The organism is Salinimicrobium sp. TH3 (assembly GCF_026676115.1).
Taxonomy (GTDB): Bacteria; Bacteroidota; Bacteroidia; order Flavobacteriales; family Flavobacteriaceae; genus Salinimicrobium.
Genome location: NZ_JAPONB010000007.1, coordinates 117,673 through 137,230 on the forward strand (window position 1 = coordinate 117,673; position 19,558 = coordinate 137,230).

At 39.9% G+C, this 19,558-nt stretch carries 14 protein-coding genes; 12 read left to right on the forward strand and 2 right to left on the reverse strand.

All coding sequences use genetic code 11. The features are described 5' to 3' along the window. Positions 1 to 51 precede the first annotated feature (51 nt). The 12 genes from OU683_RS11950 to OU683_RS12005 all read left to right on the forward strand — a co-directional run bounded on the left by OU683_RS11950 (position 52) and on the right by OU683_RS12005 (position 15,751). Positions 52 to 1,326, forward strand: a complete 1,275-nt coding sequence (locus OU683_RS11950) for a hypothetical protein (protein ID WP_268138587.1) — start codon at positions 52 to 54, stop codon at positions 1,324 to 1,326. Continuing rightward, entirely contained in the window at positions 1,323 to 2,396 is a 1,074-nt protein-coding gene (locus OU683_RS11955) for a glycosyltransferase family 4 protein (RefSeq protein ID WP_268138589.1), read from the forward strand. Before OU683_RS11950 ends, OU683_RS11955 begins: the two co-directional genes overlap by 4 nt. Before the next feature lie 26 nt (positions 2,397 to 2,422). Further along, positions 2,423 to 3,382: a class I SAM-dependent DNA methyltransferase gene (locus OU683_RS11960; protein ID WP_268138591.1), complete on the forward strand. Its 960-nt coding sequence runs from the start codon at positions 2,423 to 2,425 to the stop codon at positions 3,380 to 3,382. Then, on the forward strand, positions 3,379 to 4,530 hold the full coding sequence (locus OU683_RS11965) for a glycosyltransferase family 4 protein (protein ID WP_268138593.1): 1,152 nt from the start codon (positions 3,379 to 3,381) through the stop codon (positions 4,528 to 4,530). Before OU683_RS11960 ends, OU683_RS11965 begins: the two co-directional genes overlap by 4 nt. Continuing rightward, a complete protein-coding gene (locus tag OU683_RS11970; protein ID WP_268138595.1) occupies positions 4,521 to 6,053 on the forward strand; it encodes a glycosyltransferase family 2 protein in 1,533 nt (510 codons plus the stop codon). The genes OU683_RS11965 and OU683_RS11970 overlap by 10 nt, the downstream gene beginning before the upstream one ends. Positions 6,054 to 6,164: 111 nt before the next feature. Beyond that, positions 6,165 to 7,160 (forward strand): glycosyltransferase family 2 protein, encoded by a 996-nt coding sequence (locus tag OU683_RS11975; RefSeq protein ID WP_268138597.1) that lies wholly within the window; start codon positions 6,165 to 6,167, stop codon positions 7,158 to 7,160. A gap of 35 nt (positions 7,161 to 7,195) precedes the next feature. Next, positions 7,196 to 8,443, forward strand: a complete 1,248-nt coding sequence (locus tag OU683_RS11980; RefSeq protein ID WP_268138599.1) for a glycosyltransferase family 4 protein — start codon at positions 7,196 to 7,198, stop codon at positions 8,441 to 8,443. Beyond that, positions 8,434 to 9,501 (forward strand): glycosyltransferase, encoded by a 1,068-nt coding sequence (locus OU683_RS11985; RefSeq protein ID WP_268138601.1) that lies wholly within the window; start codon positions 8,434 to 8,436, stop codon positions 9,499 to 9,501. Before OU683_RS11980 ends, OU683_RS11985 begins: the two co-directional genes overlap by 10 nt. Before the next feature lie 103 nt (positions 9,502 to 9,604). Continuing rightward, positions 9,605 to 11,008, forward strand: coding sequence for an O-antigen ligase family protein (locus OU683_RS11990; protein WP_268138603.1), 1,404 nt, complete (start codon positions 9,605 to 9,607; stop codon positions 11,006 to 11,008). 31 nt (positions 11,009 to 11,039) lie between these two features. After that, the gene (locus OU683_RS11995) at positions 11,040 to 12,056 is read left to right on the forward strand and encodes a glycosyltransferase family 4 protein (RefSeq protein WP_268138605.1); all 1,017 of its coding nucleotides are present in this window, start codon (positions 11,040 to 11,042) and stop codon (positions 12,054 to 12,056) included. Positions 12,057 to 12,364: 308 nt separating this feature from the next. After that, positions 12,365 to 13,429, forward strand: a complete 1,065-nt coding sequence (locus OU683_RS12000; RefSeq protein WP_268138607.1) for a glycosyltransferase family 4 protein — start codon at positions 12,365 to 12,367, stop codon at positions 13,427 to 13,429. An 843-nt stretch (positions 13,430 to 14,272) separates the two neighbouring features. Then, positions 14,273 to 15,751, forward strand: a complete 1,479-nt coding sequence (locus OU683_RS12005) for a sugar transferase (RefSeq protein WP_326493551.1) — start codon at positions 14,273 to 14,275, stop codon at positions 15,749 to 15,751. A gap of 551 nt (positions 15,752 to 16,302) precedes the next feature. On the opposite strand, the gene lnt is transcribed toward OU683_RS12005, so the two are convergent. Beyond that, positions 16,303 to 17,892 carry an apolipoprotein N-acyltransferase gene (lnt, locus tag OU683_RS12010; RefSeq protein WP_268138609.1) on the reverse strand — a complete coding sequence of 530 codons (1,590 nt, stop codon included), beginning with the start codon at positions 17,890 to 17,892 and terminating at the stop codon, positions 16,303 to 16,305. Between the two features lie 1,120 nt (positions 17,893 to 19,012). Continuing rightward, positions 19,013 to 19,315 (reverse strand): GIY-YIG nuclease family protein, encoded by a 303-nt coding sequence (locus tag OU683_RS12015; RefSeq protein WP_326493552.1) that lies wholly within the window; start codon positions 19,313 to 19,315, stop codon positions 19,013 to 19,015. Between the last annotated feature and the right edge of the window lie 243 nt (positions 19,316 to 19,558).

Genomic DNA, 19,558 nt, shown 5'->3' on the forward strand with positions numbered 1-19,558 from the left:
GCTGTTCAGGAATTTGAAAAAATTATTATCTATTCCGGCCTGCCGGCTGAGGTGTACAATGAAAATCTTCCTGACATTGTAGAAATTCGGGAATTGCCCATTTTTGTGGAAACATTTGACACCTGGTTTTGGAGAAAATTCAAAGAAGTGGCCCATTTGCAATTGCACAAAAAATTTTTCGGTATTAATGACAATTTAGAAGCAAATAAAAGTACGGGTAGTTCAAACCGGGGAAGAGCTACGAGATTTATTTATAAACTGACAAGAAGGTTTCATTCTGAAAAATTCATTCTCTTTCTGGAAAAGAAGCAATTAAAATCTCTATCGCAGCATCAGGTAACGAAACGGTGTTTGGATTTTTTACGGGAAGATCATCCCAATTTTTTGTTTTTTACTCATCAAAGGCCTCCCTACGTTGTTCCTATGGTTGTGGCAGCGAACGAGTTGGAAATAGGAACAGGTTCATTTATCTTCAGTTGGGACAATTTGGCATCGAAGGGTCGAATGGCCGCGAATTTTGACCATTACCTTGTATGGAGCGATTTAATGAAAAATGAACTTCTGTATTTTTATCCAGAGACTGCTGTCCAGAATGTAAAGGTTGTGGGAACCCCGCAATTTGAACCTTACATATTGGACAGGTATAAAACTATAAAAGAGGATTTTTATTATAGATTTGCTTTAGACCCTGTCCTTAAGACCATTTGCTATAGCTGTGGTGATATATCTACCAGCAGGAATGATGAACTCTATATTGGGACGATTGCTGCAGCCATTGAGAAAGGTGAAATCTTGGAATCAGTGAACCTACTGGTACGAACTTCTCCTGCAGAAGAAATAGATAGATTTGAAAATCTTAAACAGAGATTTCCCTTTATTTCTTGGAATTACCCTAATTGGGCTGTTTCGCGGAAGGATCATCCAGAAATTTGGAGTCAGAGAGTTCCTTCGGAACAAGATTTGAAAGATCTAAGTGCAATTCTTCAATTTAGCCACATTGGCATCAACATGTGTTCTACCATGAGTCTTGATTTTATGATTTTCGACAAACCAGTAATAAATCCTGTCTTTGGAAATGAAGAAAACGGTTTATATAATGATCAGCGTTTTTTAAATTATGATCACTATAAGAAGGTTGTAGAAAGTGGTGCTGTTAAAATTGCAAAAGACAAAGAGGAATTGATGTTTGATATCAATTTCTATCTTTCAAATCCAGGTTCAGATACTAAAGAGAGAAGGGAGCTTTTAAATTTAGAGATAGGTATGCCGTTGGAAGGTACAAGTAGACGAATAGCTAAATCACTACGCAAATTTTTAGAAGAATGAGCAGTGGAAAAAATATTGCTATCCTATGCGATTATCACCTCAATTCAAATCGAATTGGCGGAATGGATAGATTCTTTAAAGCGTTTAATAAACAATTGCTTCTAAAAGGCCATAAGGTGTGCTGGTTCTTTTCAGGAGGAGAAATTTTCGATTTTTATTCAAATTTCACAATAGATATCGCAAATAAAGCATCTTTAGAAAAAAAGTTTCTTGACTTTATTAAAACAGGGGAGAAGATTGATATAGTGGTAACGCATTTTCTCACTTTATGCACTCCATTTTATAAAAGAATTAAAGAAATAATTCAGCCGTACGTCATTGCAGTTGACCACAATCCGCGCCCTCTTCAAGGTTTTTCCTTGAAGAAGAGAATCAGAAATAAAATAAAAGGAAAGTTGTATTCTCAATATATTGATTGCTTCGTAGGCGTTTCAGAATACACCAGGGAATGCATTTTGGAAGATTTTGGGAAATCATTGGCCAAAAAGACTTTGGTGGTCTATAATGGTATAGATACTTCAATTTATCCAAAAAGAATTAGAAGAAATAGAGGCAAATTTATTGTTGCATCTCATCTAAGGGAATCTAAAGGCATACATGATCTAATAGATGCGGTAAACACTTTACAAGGAAAGGTGCGTGAAAATATTCAAATAGATATTTTTGGGGAAGGACCTTTAGAAAAATTCCTACAGGAGAAGGTGGAAATTTACAGTCTGCAACAGCAGTTTGAATTTAAAGGTAGTATTCCGACTTTGCCTGCACTATTTCAAAACTACTCTTATTTGTTGCAACCAACTTACATGGAATGTTTTAGTCTCTCGATTCTAGAAAGTCTTGCAGCGAACGTTCCCGTAATAACAACCTCGGTTGGAGGAAATACAGAGATAGTAAAAGATGGAGTTAATGGTTTTGTTTTTACTCCCAAAAAAATCAATGCTTTATCAGGTATTCTAGAGGATATTATGAACGGAACGCGTCATATCGGGAACAATGTAGATGGAATAGTCACAAAAGAATTTAATCTTGAAAAAATGGTGAATGGTCATTTAAAATTATTACCGATTTAATGAGTTACTGTAGTCTATATCCGTTGATGAAAAAGAAGGGTATTAATCTCTCTGCCCAGGATTTCCAGGAAAAGGTAAATGTGATTTTTCACGATTGTGAGGCAGAAGTTTATGACGAAATGCACGCTGACATGAATGATAGCCTTCAGGAGCAAATAGACCTATTGGTGGAGGATTTACTCGGACACTGTGACGTGTCTAAAAAGCAGTTAAGGGTATTGGATGTAGGCTGTGGAACAGGAATGAGTTCTAATTTTCTAATGAATTCAAGACTGAAACCATTCATTGCACATATAACCCTACTTGATACTTCCTCAAGGATGCTGGAGGTGGCTGATCGTAAGGCACAACTATGGAACAAGGAATACTCCCTTTTTTGCGGCCGTATGTCCCAGCTTTCGGGAAAATATGATTTAGTGTTGGTATGTTCTGTATTACATCACATCCCTGATCTGAAACAATTTTTAGAGGAGGTAAGAATTATTACAAATCCTAAAGGGATATTTATTCATTTACAAGATCCAAATGTAGATTCTCTTAATAATGAAAATTATAAGAATAGGGTAAAATCCTATCGGAGCAAGGATGAAACCAAACCCTTAGGAAGAAAAATCAAAAATTTACTTCCTAAAAGATATAGGTCTTATATAAACCGATTGCTGGGAAGAAAAAATTATATTGACCTTATTAATGATAAGCTTATTAAAGATAAAGTGATCAGCTCTCGATTGACAGCTGACGAAATTTGGAGTATAACTGATATTCATGTGGGATCATTGCAAGATGGAACCATGAAAGGTATTTCTATTGACCTCCTAAAAGGAAGTTTAGGGAATTTCACCTTAATCAACCAAAGATCTTATGGGTTTTATGGCAAGTTAAAAGCTGATCTGGACCCGGAGTTTAAGAAGAAGGAACAAGACCTAATTAATGAAAACAAACTTGATGGCCGTAATATCTCGGGTCTTTGGGTCAAATATAAATGATGCACATTGGTTTTCTGACACCGGAATATCCTCATTTTCTCGCAAATACTACTGCGGGCATAGGTAGTAGTATAAAAAATCTTGCAGAAGCATTAGTTAGGAAGGAAATAAAAGTTTCCATTTTTATCTATGGGCAAAATATAAATACTGTATTTCTGGAAGACGGAATTAAATTTCATTTCATCAAACAACAGAAATTCCTTTTAGGCGGATGGTTCCTGTACAGAAAGTTTATTCAGAATTACCTTAACAAATACGTTGCTGTCGATGGGATACAGGTTATTGAAGCACCTGATTGGACAGGAATCACGGCTTTCATGCGACTACGCTGCCCTTTGATAATTCGAATGCATGGTACAGATGCCTATTTCTGTAAACTTGAAGGAAGACCCCAAAAGACAAAAAATTTTTTGCTTGAAAAGTTTGGACTATTGGGAGCGAACAAACTGCTATCTGTGAGCGAATTTACAGCAAAAGAAACAATGAACATCTTTGGGCTAAAAGGAGAGGTGAAAGTAATTCCGAATTCAGTCAACACAGATCTTTTGACCTCGGAAAATTCAGGAGTTACTGCTGGAAGAATTTTATATTTCGGAACTGTTATTAGAAAAAAAGGAGTCCTGGAATTGCCTCAGATTTTTAATAGAGTAATAGAAAGAAAAGTTGAGGTTGAACTTTTAATCGTGGGAAAAGATGTAATTGATAGCCAAACAGGGCGATCAACAAAGGAAATGATGAAAGAAAGATTTACAAGCGATGCAGCTAGAAAGGTAAAATGGATAGGAGAATTATCTCACGAAAAGGTTCTTCTGGAAATAGCCGCAGCCCAGGTGATTGTCCTACCAAGCTTCGCCGAGGCTTTTCCAATGACCTGGCTGGAAGCTATGGCGATGGAAAAAGCTTTGGTCACTTCCAATATCGGTTGGGCAGATGAAATTATGATCGATGAGCAAACTGGGTATACCGAGAATCCGAAGAATCATGAGAATTTTTCAGAAAAGATTCTGAAACTCTTAAATGATCAGATTAAAGCGCAGGCAATGGGTCGGGCTGCAAGGAAGCGCATACTGGAAAATTTTTCAACGGATATTATTCCTGCCAGAAACGTAAATTTTTATAAAGAAGTTATTGAAGATAAATGCACTTAAAAGAAATAGTGACATCTAAAGGCGAGGTTCTGCTGTACACGGGAGAACCAAGAATTGAACTGTTAGATGAGCTTGCGGCGGGCCCCGGTGATCTTTGGCATAGTTCTTTAGATCAGGGTTTCCGGGGAGCTTTTCCTGAACTGGTTTACCAGACAGCAGTATTCTGGTGGTTCTTAAACGATGTTAATCAGATACAGCGCTCCATCAACTGGCGGATTAATCCTCAAAGTTTTGTGATTAGAAAAACGGTTTGGGAAATTTATGAGGGATTATCGGGTGAGTATCATTCCAATACGGCAGCTGCCTTAGATTTCGGTTATCGATTGCTTCGGCATGGCGGTGGTGTTCCGTTATATATCGAAGGACTTTTTTCTCAAGCTCAAAATGTAGTTGCACTTTCCGCAAATGATCGATACAGGTTTTACAGAAAAAACTTCAAATGGGATCATTGTTTATATATGCTACTGAAAAAAAGTGCTAGTAATTTTCGTTCGGAAATTAAAGCCTTCAGAGCTTCGGGTAAAGAGAATTTAAGCACCAACTCCACGCCCATCGTTGCTGTCAGGGGACTGGATCCTTTAACCAATAACCCGGAGGTAAGTGTTGTTATACCTACCATGTCAAGACAAAAATATACTCTTCAATTACTTAACGATTACCGGGACCAGACTTACTCTGTAAAAGAAATAATTGTAGTGGATGCGACTCCATCCGAAAATTGGGAACCCGAGGTATACAAAGAAGATTATCCTTTCGATCTTATAGTCCACAGGCAGAAATCAAAGGGAAGTTGCCGCGGTAGGAATGAAGCTTTAAATTTCTGTACAGGAGATTATATCATTTTCGCAGATGACGACATCCGAATACTGCCGGATTTTGTGGAAAATCATTTGCGGTTTTTACAAACTTATTCAGCGGATGCTTGTACGGGTCTGGATGTTCATGCTGACAATCATGAATTTGACCTTAAGGATCTAAAAAAGGCATTAGATAGAATGGGCGAAAATAGATGGAAGGCAGGTGCTGCCCAAAATTTTAACAATGCCAATTCCTGTGTAAAAAAGGAGTGGGTAGATAAAATGACAGGCAATGATATCAACTTTGATGGAGGATATGGGGAAGACACCGATTTCGGTTTCCGGATTTTGAAAATGGGAGGAATTCTTCTGTACAATCCATATTCTGCCAACCTACATCTAAAACCACCTGCAGGAGGTTACAGAGACTGGGGGCTGCAGGCATCGGTTTTAGGTAAACAAAGGAAAAAACAGGCTTGGGAACTGGATCATCCGGTAAGATTTATTAGACCTGTTCCCAGCCCGACTATACTTTATGGAATTATCAAACATTACAAAACTCGACAGGTTAAGGAGTACAGATCAAAATATTTCTTTCTATACCTTTTCAAAGGTTCGAAAAAGATGTTTCTTCTAAGACTTCTGAAGTTACCCTATAAACAACTCCAGTTCAATCGCTCACTGTTTTACGCCCGAAACCTGATTAAATTGGGAGAACGATTTTGATCAGTCAAAAATTTTTGCTTGATTAAAGCTTACCCGAAGCACTCAAAATTTTTAACTTACATTTGTTTTAGGAGAGGTGTAAAAAAATCATAAGTAATTCACTGCTTTTCAATGAAATTCAGCTTAATTGTTTGCACTTATAACCGCCCGCTGCCACTGTTAAAGCTCCTGAATTCTGTGGCTGAGCAGTCGTATTATCCTGATCAAATCCTTATAATTGACGGTTCGGAGGAAATGGCGACTCAGGAATTAATCGAAAAAAGCAATTTTCAAAGACTGGAATATTTTAAGGTCTCAGAAGATGACCGAGGGCTGACCAGACAAAGAAATCTGGGAATAGAAAAACTTGATGTATCTTCTAATATTATATGTTTTCTGGATGATGACATCATCCTTTCTCCTGATTATTTTAAAGAACTCATGGGGACATATGACAGATATCAGGATGCAATTGGAGTAGGTGGTTACATTCTGGATGAGGTGGAATGGAAAATCTCTGAATTTCATATTCCCTTGGGATTCCATGAATATACATTGGATGGGTGGAAAAGAAAACTTGGCAGCCGCAATCTGCTTCGCAAGAGATTGGCACTGTTAAGTGATCAACCTCCGGGAGTTATGCCTTCTTTTTCGAACGGACTTTCAATCAGCTTTTTACCGCCTTCGGGGAAGACCTATCCTGTTGAATATTTTATGGGTGGAGTGGCGTCCTACCGGAAAGAACTGTTTAATAAAATAGCTTTCTCTGAATTTTTTGAAGGATACGGACTATATGAAGATTTAGATTTTTGCCTCCGGGCTTCAGAAGTGGGTCATCTTTATGTAAATACCCGCGCCCGAGTTCACCATTATCATGAAAAGGGCGGGAGACCGAATAGTTTCAAATATGGTAAAATGGTACTGCGAAATGGGTGGTATGTATGGAGGGTCAGGTTTAAAAATCCATCTTTTTCAGCCAGATGGAAATGGCATGCTACTGCTATGCTGTTAACATTCATTAGACTATGTAACGTATTGAATACTACTAAAAAAAGAGAGGCTCTTACAGAGAGCTTGGGTAGAATCTTCGGCTGGTGGAGTATTATTTGGAATAAACCAAAACCCTAACGTACGATGGAAAAAGCTGTGGAAAATAGACTACGATGAAATTCGGAATCATTACTTACTTACCACATAAAGAGAATAAAGACGAGTATTATTCTTACGCGCCTTATATTTCAGAGATGAACATGTGGCTAAAAAACATAGTAAAAACATTAGTTGCGGCACCAAAAACTCCTGGTTTTCCTACTCAAATTGAGACTGCCTATTCTGAAAGTGAAATTGAATTTTACCAAATACCAGGTATGAATTTCACTAACCCTGAGAACATCGTTGCATCTCTACGAAATTTCCCCGCTGTAATTGTGGGTGTCTGGAAAGTAATGAAAAGGGCAGATCATCTTCATCTGCGCTGCCCGGGCAACGTTAGTCTGATAGGCTGTTTTCTTCAGATATTTTTCCCCCGAAAACCTAAAACAGCAAAATATGCAGGAAATTGGGATCCGGAGGCAAGGCAGCCATGGTCATACAAGCTTCAAAAATGGCTTTTAAGCAATACATTTTTGACGCGGAATATGGAGGTGCTTGTGTACGGAGACTGGCCCGGACAATCCAAGAATGTAAAGCCCTTTTTTACCGCAAGTTTTTCTGAAAGAGAAAAAAACGAGGTAAGGGATAAGAAATTTGAAGCTCCATTTACTTTTTTATTCGTAGGGAACCTGGTTGAAGGAAAGCGACCCTTGGAGGCGATAAAAATTGTGGAAAAATTGAATTTCTCGGAAAGAAGAGGCATGGATTCAGATTCGGAAATCTCCGCAGATTTTGATTCTCAAAACCGCTCTTCCGACCGGTTTTTTCTTACAATTTACGGAGATGGTCCGGAAAGGGAACGGCTGGAGGAATACTGCCGACGGAAGGATTTAGAGAATTTGATACATTTTAAAGGAAATCGTCCGTTACAGGAATTAAAAAATGCCTATCAAAAAGCTCATTTTCTGATCCTGCCTTCAAGATCTGAAGGTTGGCCTAAGGCCATTGCCGAAGGCATGTTCTTTGGATGCATTCCCATCGCAACGTCAGTGAGTTGTGTGCCGTGGATGTTGGGGGGAGGTTCCAGGGGAATTCTTTTAAAAAATCAACAGCCAGTGCGGATTGGACAGGAAGTAGAAAAAATTTTAAAATTATTAGCTGATCAGGAAAAAATGAAAATGATGTCCGATGGTGCAAAAGAGTGGAGTCAGAAATATACTCTGGAGAAATTTGAAGCGGCACTTAAGGAAGTTTTAAAGACGTCGAATGGCAAAAGTATCTCTCCCAAAGGGAGAGATTTGGGTGTAGGATGCGAGTAATTCAACTTATAGATTCATTGAGAAGTGGCGGCGCTGAGAGAATGGCGGTGAATTATGCCAATGCATTAGCCAAGCGGATCGACGAATCCTACTTGTGCTGTACCCGCATGGAAGGCTTATTAAAAAAGAAGCTTTCTCCTGAGGTAGGATATCTTTTCCTTGATAAAAAGAAAACCTTGGATATAAAAGCTTTTCGGAAGCTCCGAAGATTTGTGAAAGAGCATAAGATTGACCTTATTCAAGCCCATAGTAGTTCCTGGTTCCTGGCGTTGATGATCAAGTGGAGTCTTCCAAGGGTGAAGTTGATATGGCATGATCATTATGGAAGGGAGCTGCAAGGTCGTAAAGTTGGAATCTTAAAATATGCTTCCAAAAACTTTGATGGCATTCTTTCGGTTAATTCTGAGCTTCTAGAGTGGTCAAAAAAGAATTTACGTAGTAAAAAGATTGCCTATTTCAGAAATTTCCTTTTGAATGACCAGAGAATCCCTGAAGATATAGATTACAAGAACTTCATTCATGGTTCGGTTTTTAATATAATCTGCCTGGCAAATTTGCGCCCTCAAAAGGATCATCTTAATTTACTTAAGGCTTTTAAAATTGTCTCAGAGAACCATGCCAAGACTTCACTTCATTTGGTGGGGAAGGATGAAAATGACGAATACTCCAAAAGTATACGAGATTTCATTGCATCTAACGCTCTGGAAGAAAAAGTGTTTATCTATGGCGAGCAAGAAAAGGTAGAATTCTTTTTAGGACAAGCGGACCTTGGGATTCTTTCTTCTGTTTCAGAGGGCTTGCCTCTGGCCCTACTGGAATATGGTAGAGCAGGTTTGCCGGTAGTGAGTACAAAAGTAGGGCAGTGTGAGGAAATTCTCCGGGAGAAGGGCTTATTAGCTCCTCCAGGTGATTCTTTAAAGCTTGCAGAGTGTATTTGTCACTACATAGAAAAGGAGGAATCTCGAAAATCAGATGCAGCATCTTTTAAACGTTATGTAAAGGAAGAATTTTCAGAAGAAGTTGTGATGTCCTCTTATATAACTTATTTTAATCAATAGTCAAAGATCAAGAACACCATTGGCTGTCTTATTTTTATTCTAAGTGAAAATAAAAACCACAATGAAGTTTTTGTTATAATTGCAAAATATTGAGTGCAGGGTAATGATCAAAGCAACTAACCTATCGAGATCACAGAAAAAAGTTTTACATTGGCTGGTAAGTATAAAATATGCGAAGTTACTTCTTTTGCACTTCGCTATGGCTTTATTGATCTATGTGCACAGACCTTCCGCGCAATTTTTGCTTTTCGGAGTGCTTATATTTTTTTTAGTTTACATTTTCCAAAGCAGAAACAAAAATAATGAAGCATTAATGGCTGCGGCCTATATTGCAGGGGCGGAGGTTTTTTTCAGGATGAATGGAGGAATGATTTTTTATGAAACGGGAAAATATTCTGTTATTCTTTTCCTCCTAATTGGTCTTTTTTTTAAAGGATCTTCATCAAAAACTACTCCTTTTTGGATTTATTTGCTAATTCTTGTTCCAGGAATTGTTATTGCTTCTCAAACTCTAAGTTATGAAGTAGTATTTCGAAAGGCTATAGCATTTAATCTGAGTGGGCCGGTATGTCTGGGGGTAGCTGCTGTTTATTGTTACTACAAAAAAGTGTCGCTCTGGCAGTTTGATAGGATTTTGTTGATGTTGCTTCTGCCTCTGATCGCTAATATGTTTTATCTTTTTCTGTACACGCCCAGTATCAGTGAATCACTCTCAACAGGAACAAATTCAAATTTTGCCGCTTCTGGGGGTTATGGTCCCAACCAAATTTCTACAGTAATGGGATTGGGCGCGTTTCTTCTTTGCACTCGGTTGTTCACCATTAAGAGTAGAGTTATCAATGTCATTGATCTTGTTCTGTTCGGCTTGATGAGTTATAGGGCTCTTGTCACATTCTCAAGAGGAGGGGTACTTACTGGAGTAATTTGCATTGTCTGTTTTTTGATACTCCTGTACTACAAAAGACCAGATAGGGAAAAGGCCGCAGTGGTGAAGAAGATTATTGTTGCATCAGGAACTGGATTAATTATCTGGATGTTCAGTACTATCGCAACCAACGATTTGCTTCTTTATCGCTATACTAATCGTGATGCTGCGGGGAAACTGGAACAAGATATTACAACAGGAAGAGCTGAATTAATTTCCACAGAACTACAAGGGTTCTATTATAATCCACTGGTAGGAGTAGGTGTCGGAAAAGCAAAAGAATTCCGAATGGAGGAGACGGGTGTTGAAACCGCCTCACATAATGAAATTAGCCGTTTACTTTCAGAACATGGTTTGTTAGGTCTTTTAGCCATCCTAATTCTTATATTTGTCCCCATAATTTTTTGGACAAAGTTTAAAAACAATTATTATTTTTTGGCGTTCTTAGCCTTCTGGTTCCTCACCATCAACCATTCGGCGATGAGAATTGCCCTGCCGGCATTTGTTTATGGGCTTGCTCTGTTATATATTGTTGATGATAATAAGAGGCCGGTTCATAAGAAAAAAATAGAGGCGCAATAAGTAGATGGGCTGGCGCTGTTATAAATAGTTAATGAAAAAAAGAATTCTTTATATAGGTAACAATCTTTCCAATCCCACCTTTACCGCTACCTATATTTCTTTTTTCAGTGAAGTATTAAAGCAGGAAGGGTATTGGGTAAAGACGGCATCGGGAAAGGATAATAAAGCACTGCGGCTGATGGAGATGCTCTCCCTTATCTGGACAAACCGCAAACAAACTGATGTTGTTCTTATCGACACTTACGGGGCCCAGAATTTCTATTATGCTTATAGCATTGGTAAGTTATGTCAGCAGCTCAAGCTGCCTTATATTCCAATCTTACACGGCGGGAATTTAAAAGAACGCCTGGACAAATCTCCAAACCTTACCAAGTCCCTCTTTGGCAACGCCAGGATCAATGTAGCACCTTCTCACTTCTTATTTGATATTTTTGTGGATCACGGTTTTTCGAACTCCCGGATCATTCCCAATTCTATAACCCTGGAGAATTACCCTTTTAAAGAGAGGAAGACTTTTAAACCAAATTTCCTTTGGGTACGCAGGTTCCAGGAGCGATACAATCCGCTAATGGCAATAAAAGTTTTAGAACAGGTTTACAAAAAACATCCCGAAGCTAAAATGTGTATGGTGGGCCCCGAGAAAGATGGCTCTCTTGCCAACTGTAAGGAGTATGCAAAGCAAAAAAACTTGCCTATAGAATTTCCTGGAAAGATGAAAAAGAAAGATTGGGCAGCACTCTCTTTGGATTACGATTTTTTCATCAACTCCACAGATGTCGATAACACGCCAATAAGTGTTATTGAAGCCATGGCCCTGGGCCTCCCCGTCATTTCCACCGATGTCGGCGGCATGCCATATCTCATAGGCAACGGCAAAGATGGTATTCTCGTGCCACAGAACGATGTCTCCGCTATGGTCGCTGCTATAGAAGATCTGCTCCAGAATCCTGAAAAATGTGAGCTAATCGCAAAAGCGGCTTATGAGAAAGTCAGAAAGTTTGATTGGGAGATCGTGAAGGAGGAGTGGATCTCTGTTTTGAATGAATAAGGTGTAAAAGCACCAAATTCCGAGCACCAAATTCCAAATGACCGGCAAAGATTTAAGCGAAGGAGGGATCGGCATCAAGCTGAAAGCAATCAAATTTCAATATGCTGCTTGTTATAAGAATGTAAAGCGGCCTATCGAAAATTTTGCGTGAAAATTGAAAGGAGTGAGCCGTAAAATTTTAGGCTGTTTGAGCGTTTTAAATTATCATTTTAGAAAGAATTTTTCCCGCGAGTTCCTAAAATTTAGGCTACGAATGAAAATTTTAACAATATTTTCGTAAGCCTAGATTTTTTGGTTCTTTTTCATCAATGGAAAAAGAACAGAAAGAAAATTTCATATTTTTACTTCAGCTTCTTCAAATGCAGAACCTGATCTATATTGGAAATAAACTTCGTTCCCGCGGCGGTACCCCCACCTCCATTGATACTCTGGCTCCACTACTCAGAAAAGAAGGCTTTGAAGTAAAAACAGCCTCAGCAAAAAAGAACAAACTCCTTCGCCTGGCAGATATGCTCCGGCTGGTGTACAAAAACAGAAAAACTACCGATTACGTCCTTATCGATACCTACAGCACCCAAAACTTCTGGTACGCTTATGCAGTTGCCCGGCTTTGCCAAAGACTGGATCTTAAATATATTCCTATCCTACACGGCGGGGAACTTCCCGCCCGACTTGACCGCTCTCCCGGTGCTTCAAAAAAGCTATTTGGGAAGGCTTTTATAAATGTAGCCCCCTCTCTGTATATGAAGACCATTTTTCAGCAGGCGGGATTTTCTAATGTAAAGTATATTCCGAATAGTATTTCTCTGGATGACTACGATTTTAAAGAACGGGCAGAAGTTCGGCCAAAGCTGCTGTGGGTACGGGCTTTTGCAGAAATATATAATCCGCTGCAGGCAGTAAAAGTCCTGGAGCTCCTGCTCTCCGAATATCCCAATGCCGAACTCTGTATGGTAGGGCCGGTTAAAGATGATTCCTGGAAAGAATGCATTCGATACGCCAAATTGCACCGCCTCCCGGTTCGCTTTCCCGGGAGATTACCAAAAGACGAATGGACGGCTCTCGCTGCCAGCTATGACATCTTTCTCAACACCACCAATATTGACAACACTCCGGTGAGCGTCATTGAAGCCATGGCCTTAAGTCTGCCTGTTGTCTCTACTAATGTGGGCGGACTTCCATATCTTATTTCTGCAGACATAGATGGAATTTTGATGCCACCAAATGATCCCGAACGAATGGCTGCTGCAGTTAAGAACATCCTCAGTGACCCCCAACGTTCCCTGGAAAGAACACGGGCAGCCAGGAAAAAGGTGGAAGCCTTTGACTGGGAAAGAGTGAAGGAGATGTGGAAAAGTATTTTGAGTTATTAATATAAGGAAATCAATAGCTCCAACTTCTTAGGAGAAGGAGGTGCGGATGAGCAGACAGAACCAGACCTCTGAAACAAGTTCAGGGTGACGCGCGTCTCATTCAGCTTCCTTTAGAAGGACAATTCCTTTGGTCTGTTAAAAAGAGGTGATTCCCTCCCTTTAGGGCGGGGGAAAGGAATCACCGGCATGGCGATAGGATTTCTACTCTCGAAACCTCTTCATGATTAGTTGGATTTATAAAAAAGAGGTGGTTCCCGCCCTTTAGGGCGCGGGGGAAAGGAATCACCGGCATGGCGAAAGGATTACTCATTTAAACTTTTTATTAGCCCCATTCACGGTTAGTGGGTAAACACCGAAATCTTGAATCCATGCCCACCCCGCCCTGCGGGCACCCCTCCGGAGGAGGGGAGGGAAAAATAAAGGTTTAAATTATTGTTATTAAGATTTATAAAGTAGAGGTGATTCCCTCCCTTTAGGGTGGGGAAAAGGAATCACCGGCATGGTAGCTCTTTTAAAACAGGTGATTCCCTCCCTTTAGGGCGGGGGAAAGGAATCACCGGCATGGCGATAAGATTTCTACTCTCGAAGCCTCTTCATGATTAGTTGGATTCATAAAAATGAGGTGATTCCCTCCCTTTAGGGCGGGGGAAAGGAATCACCGGGCTGTTGATGAGGGCGGGGGAAAGGAATCACCGGCATAGCAAAAGCTATCACGGTACTTAACAGGTTCCATAAAATTTTCCGATAGTCGAAAAAAAATTTTGTAGAAGGTTAATATTTATTACTTTAACATCATATTAGGTCCCTCCTCACATGTTTATTTAACCAACCGATAAGCAGCACATGGCAGAGACACATCTTCAGGAAAAAGTTAGTGAGAGCAGGCAATCCTCACTATACTCTTCCCTATCTTTGCGCGGTAAGAATTTTTACATGCCCCGTAATAATCTACATTTTGAGATCTCCGAACGCAAGTTCTTTCTCCGCCTCTTTGATGTCGTGTGGGTTCTTTTTGCGCTCTATGTGGTAGGTATTCTTTTTGGGGTGGATTATTTTCAATTCGAAAGTGGAAACTGGTATTGGAGTGTGGTTCTTGCCACTTACCTGGCATTATTTGCCGGCATTTTCGAACTTTACGACTTACAAAAAGCCAGTAGCTTTACTAAAGTGCTGCAGAATGCAGTACTTGCTACCTCGGTCACCGTCCTTTTCTTCCTTATGACCCCGGTACTTACTCCGGTTCTGCCCGAGAATCGTTTTAAGATCCTTTACCTCTTTCTCACTATTCTATTTACCCTGCTGCTATGGCGGTATTCCTATATTGCCTTGATTTCAACCCCAAGATTCTACCGTCGCGTACTTATTGTGGGTGAACCGCTGGAAGTGGAATTGGTGGCTTCTCACCTGCAGCAGTCCGATCCCAATTATAATATTATTGGTTACGTGAATCCGCAGGAGGGCAATAATATTAACTTCGGAAAAGCCAGTCTTGAAGAATTTCCTTCCAGGGATCTTTGGGAAACTGTCAGGGAGCATTCTGTAGATGAGATCCTTATCTCAAACCTGGGAGCCGAAAAGGTCGGGGAGCTGTATGAAGAGATCTTAAGCCTGTTAAAAAAGGGATTTCCGGTAAAGGATTTTAATGAAGTTTATGAGGATAAGACGAGTAAGATCCCGGTGCAGCATATCGAAAAGAATTTTTATCAATTCTTTCCCCTTAGCCGAAGTAATGACAATAAATTCTATTTGTTTTTTCACCGGTCGGCCGATATTTTAATTTCTGTTGTCGGAATTATTTTTGGTCTACTTTTGTTGCCCTTTGTTTTCTTCGGAAATTTAATTGCCAATAAAGGACAGCTATTTTACAGACAGGAGAGGGTAGGGAAGAATGGAAGACCGTTTACTATTCTGAAGTTCCGCACTATGCGTTGTGATGCTGAAGTTAATGGTGCGGTTTGGGCTACTAAGAATGATGTGCGTATTACAAGCTTCGGGAAATTTCTCCGTCGCACCCGGATGGATGAATTTCCGCAGTTCTATAATATTCTAAAAGGAGAAATGAGCCTTATTGGTCCCCGTCCAGAACGCCCTGTCTTTGTACAGGAATTATCTGAATTAATACCGTTTTACGATACCCGCCACTTCGTTAAACCCGGACTCACCGGCTGGGCCCAGGTTATGTGCGATTACGCCGATAGTCACGCCGACAGTCTGGAAAAGCTGCAGTATGATCTTTACTATATTAAACATCGGAATATTTTTCTCGATATCACAATTCTTACCAAGACACTGAGTACTGTTATTTTCTTTAGAGGACAGTAGTCTTAAGGGGGCAGTTGGCAGTTTTTCAGTATGCAGTTGGCAGTGTGGTAGTAGGCAGTAAGTGATCAGTGCTCAGTGTTCAGCTTGTAATCCCAAATGTCATTTCGAAGTAGCTTTTTTCGCGACTGAGAAATCTGCTTCTGGGGCAATGAGAATTTTTCTTAAACCATAAGATCTCTCGTTGCCTCCTTTTTCTGGGAAATTGAACGTTTTAGTAAGCAGTTGACAGTGTTCTGGTAGGCAGTCTTAAGTAAGCAGTTAGCAGTGTTCTGGTAGGCAGTAAGTATTCAGTGATCAGTGCTCGGAGGTCAAGCTTATAATCACAAATGTCATTTCGAAGAAGCTTTTTTCGCGACTGAGAAATCTGCCTCCGGGAAACCAGAATTTTTCTTAAGATCTCTCGTCGCCTCCTCTTTTTGGCGAAATAGAACGCTCAGTCGGGATGACATTCCGTGACGATGGGGCGGATTAGTAACTTATGATAACATGCTGAGAAAAAGTCTTGGTTCTTGTCTCTTGCTTCCAAAGAAACTGACCACCGCCCACTTTTTTCACTTTCTGCTTCGTTTCCACGGCACCATTGCAAAAAGAAATATGAATAAGGCCAGGAATAGGGAAATCCGCGCGATATAATCTCCAAACCGGGCATAAAAGGTAAGGTCGCCGTTAAGGGTAACTTTTCCTCGCAGAGCTCCTTGTTCTTCATAACCCAGGGTGGCGGTAATTTCACCTTTTTCATTAATGAAAGCAGAAATTCCTGTGTTGGCACTACGGGCGATGGACCTGCGGTTTTCAATAGCCCGCAACCTGGCGTAGCTTAAGTGCTGCTTGTGTCCCTGAGTGTTGCCCCACCATGCATCATTGGTAATAATAGCAAGAAAATCTGCCCCTTCATTTACATAGCCCGTGACGAAATCTCCGTAAACCGATTCATAACAAATGATAGGCCCCACTTCTTCAGTAGAAGTTGCCTTAAATGTCCCCCTCTTTTTTTGGGTGGTTTTCATGGCCACTGTGCCGCCAAGATCGATCATGACATTCCCCAGTATAGGTTTTAAAACTTCCTGGTAAGGAAAATTTTCAACGCCTACCACCAACTTGGATTTGTGATAGAAGTGAACAGAATCATTGGCAGAGATCATAAAAGCCGAATTATAATCATCATACCAGTCATTTGGTCCCAATTGATTACTTTGACCTCTCACCCTGTTAGGATCACTAAAACGATCATACATGGAGATCCCACTTAAAAATGAGATCTCAGGATGCCTGTTGACGAATTGAGTGGAAAAGAAGTTGGCTTCAGAATCTTCGAAGCGATTCAATATGGTTCCGTCGGCAAAAACTGTTTCGGGAGCAACCACGATACTGGTCTGGGGGGTAATACTTTCTTCAGCAAGCCTTGTAAGCAGCTCTCCAATACGCTTATCATTGGTGTTGTATTTTTCGGTATATGGATTAACGTTGGGCTGCAGCACTACTGCCTCCAGAGTTTGTTCACTCTCCTCATAATTCCACAGAATAAAGTAGGAAACTGCTATAGGAATAAGAATAAGTAGCCCTGTTTTCACCAGGCCCCGGTAAAGTATTTCCTTAGCCTTATGCCGGCGATACAGCAAAATCATTTTTAAAAAGGCAATATTTGTGAGCAGTATCCAAAGGGTTCCTCCAAAGGTGCCGGTGAATTCATACCATTGGATCCAGTGTGGGAATTCTGAAAAACCATTCCCCAGGTTTAGCCATGGCCATGAAAATTCCCAGTTGAGGTGCAGATATTCAAAAGCCATCCAAATACTTATAAAAAATGAGGAAGAGGCTTTAAAATTTACTCTTTTTGCCACTACGTGAAATACCAGAAAAACCAGGGACATGAGCAGGGAGTTCACTGTAATAGCGAATACTCCGCCAAACGGGGTGGAGAAATAAAGCCAGTAAGTGGTGATCAAATTCCAGATGAAAAAGCTGAGGTAGGAGAGTCCAAGGATCTTCCATTTACGATTATGGGCCTGCTCGATCCTAATCTTGTGTTCTGTGTAAAGCAAAGGCACAAAAGCAAAGAACAACAGTAACGGAAAACCATAAGTAGGCCACGCGAGTGCCAGTAAAATTCCGGAAAGTAATGCGTAAAGGAAGTGTTTCATAGTATCTGGATGCTAAGGTATAAAAACTATGGATTTGAACTACCTCTGTCCTTTTCAAAATGTCAAATCGAAGGAGCTTTTTCAGCGACTGAAGATTCTGCTTCTCCTTTCGAGTCATTTCGAAGGAGCTTTTACGGCGACTGAGAAATCAGCCACTTGAGAAGAGGAAACATTGTTTTATAAAGAAGCAAATTACTCTCATTGATGAGATCTCTCGTCGATTTCTTCCCTTCCGGTCAGAAACCTCTGGCGAGATGACTATAAATATTGTCATTTCGAAGGAGCTTTTTACGGCGACTGAGAAATCTGCCACTTGGGAAGAGAATATACTTTTATTGGGAAGAAACATTTTACTCTTATTCATGAGATCTCTAGTCGATTTCTTCCCTTTCGGTCAGAAAATTCTGTCGAGATGACTATAAATAGTGTCATTTCGGAGGAGCTTTTTTGCGACTGAGAAATCTGCCACTTGAAATGAGAATATACTTTTTTTGGAAAGAAACATTTTACTCTTATTCATGAGATCTCTCGTCGATTTCTTCCCTTTCGGTCAGAAACCTCTGTCGAGATGACTATAAATATTGTCATTTCGAAGGAGCTTTTTTAGTGACTGAGAAATCTGCCACTTGAGAAGAGGAAACACTGTTTTATAAAGAAGCAAATTACTCTCATTGATGAGATCTCTCGTCGATTTCTTCCCTTTCGGTCAGAAACCTCTGTCGAGATGACTATAAATAGTGTCATTTCGAAGGAGCTTTTTTAGCGACTGAGAAATCTGCTTCTTGAGAAGGGAATATACCTTTTTTGGAAAGAAACATTTTACTCTTATTCATGAGATCTCTCGTCGATTTCTTCCCTTCCGGTCAGAAACCTCTGTCGAGATGACTATAAATAGTAGTCATTTCGAAGGAGCTTTTTTGCAACTGAGAAATCTGCCACTTGGGAAGAGAATATACTTTTATTGGGAAGAAACATTTTACTCTTATTCATGAGATCTCTCGTCGCTTCCTCTCCTCCGAAAGAAACCTCTGTCGAGATGACTGCCGCAATTATTTGTAGTAGTCATTTCAAAGGAGCTTTTTTAGCGACTGAGAAATCTGCCTCTTGTAATAAGTATTGTTTAAAAAACATCCCAATTCAAAAATTGCCATTCAGGATTAAAGTTGTTGATTAATTTCTCCTTCTTTTCCCTTCTCCATTTTTTGATCTCTTTCTCTCTATTTATTGCTTGTGTAGGATTTTCAAAACCTTCATAATACACCAGATAGTAGCAACTGTATTTACCTGCAAAAGATTTTCGGGAATGTTCACTGTCGAAATGATGCTGAGCCAGCCTTTTTTGAATGTTATTAGTAACACCGATATAAAGGGTTGTTTTATTCTTGTTGGTGACTATGTAAAGAAAATAATTGTACAGCATCATTCTAAAGTAAGAAAAAAAGTATATTGAGTAGTAGCCTTTTTCAGCGACTGAAGATTCTGCTTCTTCTTTCGAGTCATTTCGAAGTAGCTTTTTTGTGACTGAGAAATCTGCCTCTTGAAATGGAAAAATATTCTATTATAAAGGAGCAAATTATTTTCATTCATGAGATCTCTCGTCGATTTCTTCCCTTCTGGTCAGAAACCTCTGTCGAGTTGACAATCAGGAAAGTTGGCGCGGATTTAT

What these genes read in the sequence shown, in the direction of transcription:
- OU683_RS11970 (WP_268138595.1), top strand. Translation starts at nt 4,521, where the DNA reads ATGCACTTAAAAGAAATAGTGACATCTAAAGGCGAGGTTCTGCTGTAC.
- OU683_RS11975 (WP_268138597.1), top strand. Translation starts at nt 6,165, where the DNA reads ATGAAATTCAGCTTAATTGTTTGCACTTATAACCGCCCGCTGCCACTG.
- OU683_RS11960 (WP_268138591.1), top strand. Translation starts at nt 2,423, where the DNA reads ATGAAAAAGAAGGGTATTAATCTCTCTGCCCAGGATTTCCAGGAAAAG.
- OU683_RS11980 (WP_268138599.1), top strand. Translation starts at nt 7,196, where the DNA reads ATGAAATTCGGAATCATTACTTACTTACCACATAAAGAGAATAAAGAC.
- OU683_RS12005 (WP_326493551.1), top strand. Translation starts at nt 14,273, where the DNA reads ATGGCAGAGACACATCTTCAGGAAAAAGTTAGTGAGAGCAGGCAATCC.
- OU683_RS11990 (WP_268138603.1), top strand. Translation starts at nt 9,605, where the DNA reads ATGATCAAAGCAACTAACCTATCGAGATCACAGAAAAAAGTTTTACAT.
- OU683_RS12015 (WP_326493552.1), bottom strand. Translation starts at nt 19,315, where the DNA reads ATGATGCTGTACAATTATTTTCTTTACATAGTCACCAACAAGAATAAA.
- OU683_RS11985 (WP_268138601.1), top strand. Translation starts at nt 8,434, where the DNA reads ATGCGAGTAATTCAACTTATAGATTCATTGAGAAGTGGCGGCGCTGAG.
- OU683_RS11955 (WP_268138589.1), top strand. Translation starts at nt 1,323, where the DNA reads ATGAGCAGTGGAAAAAATATTGCTATCCTATGCGATTATCACCTCAAT.
- OU683_RS12000 (WP_268138607.1), top strand. Translation starts at nt 12,365, where the DNA reads ATGGAAAAAGAACAGAAAGAAAATTTCATATTTTTACTTCAGCTTCTT.
- lnt (WP_268138609.1), bottom strand. Translation starts at nt 17,892, where the DNA reads ATGAAACACTTCCTTTACGCATTACTTTCCGGAATTTTACTGGCACTC.
- OU683_RS11995 (WP_268138605.1), top strand. Translation starts at nt 11,040, where the DNA reads ATGAAAAAAAGAATTCTTTATATAGGTAACAATCTTTCCAATCCCACC.
- OU683_RS11965 (WP_268138593.1), top strand. Translation starts at nt 3,379, where the DNA reads ATGATGCACATTGGTTTTCTGACACCGGAATATCCTCATTTTCTCGCA.